Source organism: Pseudonocardia pini, from assembly GCF_013870575.1.
GTDB classification, from domain to species: domain Bacteria; phylum Actinomycetota; class Actinomycetes; order Mycobacteriales; family Pseudonocardiaceae; genus Pseudonocardia; species Pseudonocardia pini.
In genome coordinates this window covers 1-6,541 of record NZ_JACBXB010000281.1, presented here as the reverse complement: position 1 = coordinate 6,541, position 6,541 = coordinate 1, and the positions used below count along the sequence as shown (strand labels likewise).

The following is a 6,541-nucleotide window of genomic DNA, read 5'->3' as shown; positions in this document are numbered from 1 at the left end:
GCCCCGTCGGGCCCGCCGCCCGGTCAGGCCCCCGCCGGGCAGCCGCCCGCCGGCCAGGCCCCGCCCGTTCAGAACCCGCCTGCCCAGAACCCGCCTGCTCAGAACCCGCCCGGACAGCCCGCGGGTGGGCCGCCCCCGGCCGGGCCGCACGGCGAGCCTCCGGAGGAGCCCCGGGACGCCGAGGTCGCGGCGCTGGTCGCCGAACTGGAGGACGAGGTCGTCGTGGTAGACGAGCAGCCTCGCTACCACCTGGCGGGCTGCCGCTCGCTGCCCGGCCGCCCGGTGATCCCGCTCCCGGCCAAGGAGGCCGTCGAGCTGGGCTTCACCCCGTGCGGCTGGTGCACTCCGGACCGCACCATGGCGGGCCGCCACCAGCCTGCCGCCCGCTGAGCCGGCCTGAGTCGTCCCGAGCCGTCCAGGGCCGGTCTGAGCTGGGCTCAACCCAGCTCCGGCCCGCCCAGCCGGCCAGTCAGCCCGACCCAAGCCAGGCCAGCCCGGCCGAGGCCAGCCCAGCCCGGCCGAAACCAGCCCGGCCCAGCCCGGCCTAACCTAGCCCGGCCCTGCCCAAGCCCGGCCCAACCCATCCCGGCCCTGCCCAAGCCCGGCCCAACTCAGCCCAGCCCAACCGAGCCCAACCCAGCCCGGCCGGTCCGAGCCGCAGGGGCCCGGCGGAATAACCCGTCGCGCCCCCGCGCTACCCTTTCCACACAGGCACCGATCCGGCCATCACCGGGGAGCCTCCGGAAGAAACCGTGCGAGCGGGAGTAGAACCGGACGGGTGCGGCCCGTCAGCGCCGTAGAACGAGTGGCCCGGCGTGAGTCGGGCAAGCGGGGTGGTACCGCGGCTCAGCAGGATCGAGTCGTCCCCGTGCAGGCACGAGCACAACCCGCCCGCACGAGGAGCACCGACCATGAGCTACCCCCCGGTTCCCGCGCACCCGTCCTTCCCGCAGCTGGAGCGCGAGGTCCTCAAGACCTGGGAGGCGGACGACACGTTCGCCGCCTCGGTCAAGGCGCGCCCGGCGGGGGAGAACGGGTCGAACGAGTTCGTCTTCTACGACGGCCCCCCCTTCGCGAACGGCCTCCCGCACTACGGGCACCTGCTGACCGGGTACGTGAAGGACGTCGTGCCCCGCTACCAGACGATGCGCGGCAAGCACGTCGAGCGCAGGTTCGGCTGGGACACCCACGGCCTGCCCGCCGAGTACGAGGCGGAGCGCCAGCTGGGGATCACGCACAAGTCCGAGATCGAGGAGATGGGCGTCGCCGCCTTCAACGAGGCGTGCCGCACCTCCGTGCTCCGCTACACCGGCGAGTGGCGGGACTACGTGACCCGCCAGGCCCGCTGGGTGGACTTCGACAACGACTACAAGACGCTCGACCTGGACTACATGGAGAGCGTCCTGTGGGCCTTCAAGACCCTGTGGGACAAGGGCTGGGTCTACCAGGGCTTCCGCGTGCTCTGGTACTGCTGGCGGTGCGAGACCCCGCTGGCGGCGTCCGAGACCAAGATGGACGACGTCTACCGGGACCGACAGGACCCCGCGGTCACCGTCGGGCTGCGACTGCGCAGCGAGGACCCGGAGCTCGGCGCGGACCTGGACGGTGCCCTCGCCCTCGTCTGGACGACGACGCCGTGGACCCTCCCGTCGAACCTCGCCGTGGCGGTGAACCCCGAGGTCGAGTACACGCTGCTGCGCTCCGGCGAGGAGAGGTACGTCATCGCGACCGCCCGGATCGGCGCCTACGCCCGTGAGCTGGGCGAGGAGCCGGAGGTGCTGCGCACCTACACCGGCCGAGAGCTGCTCGGGCTGTCCTACACGCCGCCGTTCGACTTCTTCGTCGGCCGGGAGAACGCGCACCAGGTCCTGGAGGCGGACTACGTCACGGTCGACGACGGCACCGGGCTCGTGCACATCGCCCCCGCCTTCGGTGAGGAGGACAAGCTCGTCACGGACGCGGCCGGCATCGAGGTCGTCGTGCCCGTGGACTCGCGCGGCGAGTTCACCGTCGAGGTGCCGCCGTACACCGGACAGCAGGTGTTCGCGGCCAACCCGAACATCATCCGTGACCTCAAGGCGGGCACCGCCCCGTACGTGCACGGCGTGCTGCTGCGCCACGAGACCTACGACCACCCGTACCCGCACTGCTGGCGCTGCGGCAACCCGCTGATCCAGCGGGCCGTCGACTCGTGGTTCGTGCAGGTCACGGCGTTCAGGGACCGGATGGTCGAGCTCAACCAGGAGATCAACTGGGTGCCCGGCTACATCCGGGACGGCCAGTTCGGGAAGTGGCTGGAGGGCGCCCGGGACTGGAACATCTCCCGCAACCGGTTCTGGGGCAGCCCGATCCCGGTGTGGGTCTCCGACGACCCGCGATACCCCCGCACGGACGTCTACGGCTCGCTCGACGAGCTCGAGCGGGACTTCGGCGTGCGCCCGGACAACCTGCACCGGCCGTTCATCGACGAGCTGACCAGGCCGAACCCGGACGACCCCACGGGCAGGGCGACCATGCGTCGGGTGCCCGAGGTGCTCGACTGCTGGTTCGAGTCCGGCTCGATGCCCTTCGCGCAGGTGCACTACCCGTTCGAGAACGCGGACTGGTTCGAGCACCACTACCCGGGCGACTTCATCGTCGAGTACAACGGCCAGACCCGCGGCTGGTTCTACACGCTGCACGTGCTGGCCACGGCGCTGTTCGACCGGCCGGCGTTCGAGAGCTGCGTGGCGCACGGGATCGTGCTGGGCGACGACGGCGCGAAGATGTCGAAGTCGCTGCGCAACTACCCGGACGTCAACGAGGTCTTCGACCGCGACGGCTCCGACGCCATGCGCTGGTTCCTCATGGCCTCGCCGATCCTCCGCGGCGGGAACCTGGTCGTGACCGAGCAGGGCATCCGCGAGGGGGTCCGGCAGGCGATCCTGCCGCTGTGGAACACCTGGTACTTCCTGTCGCTCTACGCCGGGGCGGCGGGGACCACCGGGACGTGGTCGACGGCGTCGGGGAACGTGCTGGACCGGTACGTGCTGGCCAAGACGGCGGCGCTGGTCGACGGCGTGACCGCGGCGATGGACGCCTACGACATCGCCGGGGCCTGCGAGCAGATCCGCGACCACGCCGAGGTGCTCACGAACTGGTACGTGCGGCGCTCCAGGGACCGCTTCTGGGAGGGCGACCAGGAGGCGATCGACACCCTGCACACCGTGCTGGAGACGACCGCCCGGGTGGCCGCCCCGCTGCTGCCGCTGACCATGGAGCAGCTGTGGCAGGGGCTCACCCGACCCACCCCGCCGACTCCGTCGGCCGTGGACCCCGGGGGGGTCCGGTCGGTGCACCTGACCGACTGGCCCGTGTCCGGCGACCTCCCGCACGACGACGCCCTGGTCGCGGCCATGGACCGGGTGCGTCAGGTGGCGTCGGCGGGGCTGTCGTTGCGGAAGGCCCGCAGGCTGCGGGTCCGGCTGCCGCTGGCCACGCTCACGGTGGCGGCCGCCGACGCGGAGAGCCTCGCGCCGTTCGCCGACATCCTGCGGGACGAGGTGAACGTCAAGGAGGTCGTGCTGACGACGGACGTCGCGACCTACGGCGAGTTCGAGCTGACCGTCAACGCCCGCGCCTGCGGTCCCCGGTTGGGCAAGGAGACCCAGACGGCGATCAAGGCGGTCAAGGCGGGTGACTGGCGGTCGAACCCGGACGGGACCGTGACGGCGGGCGGGATCACCCTGGTCGAGGGCGAGTTCTCGGAGCGCCTGCAGGCCGCGGACCCCCAGTCGACCGGGGCGCTGCCCGGCAACTCCGGGCTGGTCGTGCTGGACACCGAGGTCACGCCCGCGCTCGCCGCGGAGGGCACGGCGCGAGACGTCGTGCGCGCGGTCCAGCAGGCCCGTCGGGAGGCGGGTCTGGACGTCTCGGACCGCATCGCGCTGACCCTCGACGCCCCGGAGCCCGTCCTCGCGGCGGTCAAGGAGCACGAGCGGTTCGTGACGGGTGAGGTCCTGGCCACCTCGGTCGCGTACGCCGAGGTCGCGGACCCCACGGGCACCGGCTCGGTGAGCGACCCGGCAGGCACCTCGGCCGAGGTGCGGGTGCAGGTCACCAAGGCGTCCTGACCGGCGAACGACTGACCGGCGAACGGCACTCTCGCTCATACCTACTGAGCGAGAGTGCCGTTCGCTCCGTCGTGGGGTGGGGTTCCTGCGTGGGGAGTGCGGCGGAGCGCTGGGCGGAACTGCAGTCCGGACGGGGGGTGCCGCCCGAGATCCTGGCGCAGGCCCCGGTGAGTCCGTGGACGCACGATCCTGCGGACTTCGTGGCACCCGCGGTCCCCGCCGACACCCCCTCCCGCGAGGCCGGGCTCGCGCTGGTCGGCCCCTCCGGCACCGTGCTCGACGTCGGCTGTGGGGGCGGGGACGCCGCGTTCGCCCTGGTCGGGCCCCTGGTCCACGCGACCGGGGTGGACCGGCAGCAGGACATGCTGGACCTGTTCGAGGCCGGGGCGGACGTCCGCAGGGTGCCCGCCCGGACCGTCCTCGGGCCGTGGCCGGAGGCCGTGGGCGAGGCCGGCACCGCGGACGTCGTGGTCTCGCACCACGTGCTGCACAACGTCGTCGACCTCCCGCCGTTCCTCGCGGCGCTGACGGAGGCGGCGGGCCGGGGCGTCGTCGTCGAGATGCTGTCGGAGCACCCGATGGCCTGGCTGGACCCGCTCTGGGTCCGCTTCCACGACCTGCTCCGCCCCGATCCGGCCACGGTGGACGACGCCGTGGCCGTGCTGCGCGAGCAGGGAATCGACCCCGAGGTGACCCGCTGGGCGCGCGACCGCAGGCCACCGCACGACCCGACGTGGGTCGCCCGCAGGCTCTGCCTGCCCACCGACCGGGTGCCGGAGGTGGCCGCGGCCCTGGCCGACCTCCCACCCCGCACGACGGAGGCGGCCACCCTCACCTGGCACTCCTGACCCTGTGAGCGACTATCGCCACTCACAGGGGGCGGATCACGACCTCGCCGCCGCTGGTGCTCGCGTGCAGGACGGACGGGGCGGTCGGGTCCTCGGCCACGGTGATGCGCTCCCCGCCGAACCGGCCGTGGTCGGCGTCGATCCGGTAGGGGCCCGTGCCCGGTACCGCGAGCGAGAGATCGCCCTGGTCGGAGGCGGTGACGGAGACCGAGCGGGGAACCGCTGCCAGCGCGACGTCGACGTCGCCCGAGCGCGTCGCGACGGTCAGCGACTCGCTTTGCAGACCCGCCCCCGTGACGTCGCCGTACACGCTGCGCACCGCGACGGTCCCGCTCAGCCCGGCGAGCGCGACGTCCGACACCGCGTCCACGGTCACCGGCCCCGCGAGGTCCTGCACCCGGACCCGTCCCGAGCCGCTGTCCACGGCCACCCCCACCGAGGCGGGCACCGCGACGGTCCAGCGCGTCTCGCAGCGGGCGGCCACGAAGCCGTCGACACACCGCGACGCCAGCCGCACCCCGGTCGCGCCGGACTCCGCGTCGATCACCGGTTCCCGCATCCCGAACCACGACTCGGCGCGGGCGTGCACGAGCCCGTCCGCGCTCGGCACGAGCGTCACGTCCCCCTGGTCCACGACCAGCTCGAGACGCGGGACCTGCGGCTCGAGCGTCTCCTCCCGCACGGCACTGCCGCGGAAGGTCTCCGAGACCAGCTGCGTGGCCCCCACGACCACCACCGCGAGCACGAACACCACCGACACCCCGACGACCGCGCGTGTCCTCACGACCCCTCCAGGTAGTGCAGCACCGCGAGCACGCGGCGGTGGTCGGTCGCCCCGGTCGGCAGCGCGAGCTTGGCGAAGATGCCGGTGACGTGCTTCTCGACGGCCCCCTCGCCGACGACCATGGCCTCCGCGATCCCGGCGTTGGACCGCCCCTCCGCCATCAGCGCCAGCACCTCGCGCTCCCGCGGGGTGAGCCCGGGATCGGGCCGCCTCGACCGGGCGAACAGCTGCGAGACGACCTCGGGGTCCAACGCCGTGCCGCCGCCCGCGACCCGGCGCAGCGCCTCGACGAAGCTGTCGACGTCCGCCACCCGGTCCTTGAGCAGGTACCCGAGGCCGCGGGTGCGCCCGGCGAGCAGGTCGGTGGCGTACCGCTCCTCGACGTACTGGGACAGCACGAGCACCGCCACCGCGGGCCACCGCTCCCGGATGACGAGCGCGGCGCGCAGGCCCTCGTCGGTGTGCGTCGGGGGCATCCGGACGTCCGCGACGACGACGTCCGGGGGCGCCGCGCCGACCGAGCGGAGCAGCTGCTCGGCGTCGGGCACCGAGGCCGTGACCTCGAACCCGGCGTCGGCGAGCAGGTGCTCCAGGCCGGAGCGCAGCAGCACCGAGTCCTCGGCGATCATCACCGTGGTCACGAGCGGAGCTCCACGGTCAGCACGGTCGGCCCGCCCGCCGGTGAGTCGACGCCGAGCTGGCCGTCCACCCCGGACACCCGGTCCGCCAGCCCGCGCAGGCCGCTGCCGACCATGAGCAGCGAGATGGCCGTGGTCAGGACCATCGCCGCCGTCATC

General features: G+C 73.3%; 4 protein-coding genes and 1 pseudogene. 3 read left to right on the top strand and 2 right to left on the bottom strand.

The features are described from left to right. From H5J29_RS16885 to H5J29_RS16875, 3 genes and pseudogenes are all read left to right on the top strand, one after another. Window positions 1-390, top strand: a pseudogene (locus H5J29_RS16885) (hypothetical protein); the annotation flags it as partial. A gap of 521 nt (window positions 391-911) precedes the next feature. Further along, complete coding sequence (ileS, locus tag H5J29_RS16880; RefSeq protein WP_181781914.1) at window positions 912-4,112, top strand: isoleucine--tRNA ligase; 3,201 nt, start codon at window positions 912-914, stop codon at window positions 4,110-4,112. Between the two features lie 89 nt (window positions 4,113-4,201). Next, a complete protein-coding gene (locus tag H5J29_RS16875; protein ID WP_181781913.1) occupies window positions 4,202-4,960 on the top strand; it encodes a class I SAM-dependent methyltransferase in 759 nt (252 codons plus the stop codon). Window positions 4,961-4,982: 22 nt separating this feature from the next. Here H5J29_RS16875 and H5J29_RS16870 read toward each other — a convergent pair whose 3' ends face one another. Then, window positions 4,983-5,744, bottom strand: coding sequence for a DUF4097 family beta strand repeat-containing protein (locus H5J29_RS16870; RefSeq protein ID WP_181781912.1), 762 nt, complete (start codon window positions 5,742-5,744; stop codon window positions 4,983-4,985). Continuing rightward, window positions 5,741-6,373: a response regulator gene (locus H5J29_RS16865; protein WP_181781915.1), complete on the bottom strand. Its 633-nt coding sequence runs from the start codon at window positions 6,371-6,373 to the stop codon at window positions 5,741-5,743. Before H5J29_RS16865 ends, H5J29_RS16870 begins: the two co-directional genes overlap by 4 nt. Window positions 6,374-6,541: the final 168 nt, after the last annotated feature.

Coding starts and splice junctions, on each gene's coding strand:
- H5J29_RS16865 (WP_181781915.1), bottom strand. CDS start 6,373: ATGATCGCCGAGGACTCGGTGCTGCTGCGCTCCGGCCTGGAGCACCTG.
- ileS (WP_181781914.1), top strand. CDS start 912: ATGAGCTACCCCCCGGTTCCCGCGCACCCGTCCTTCCCGCAGCTGGAG.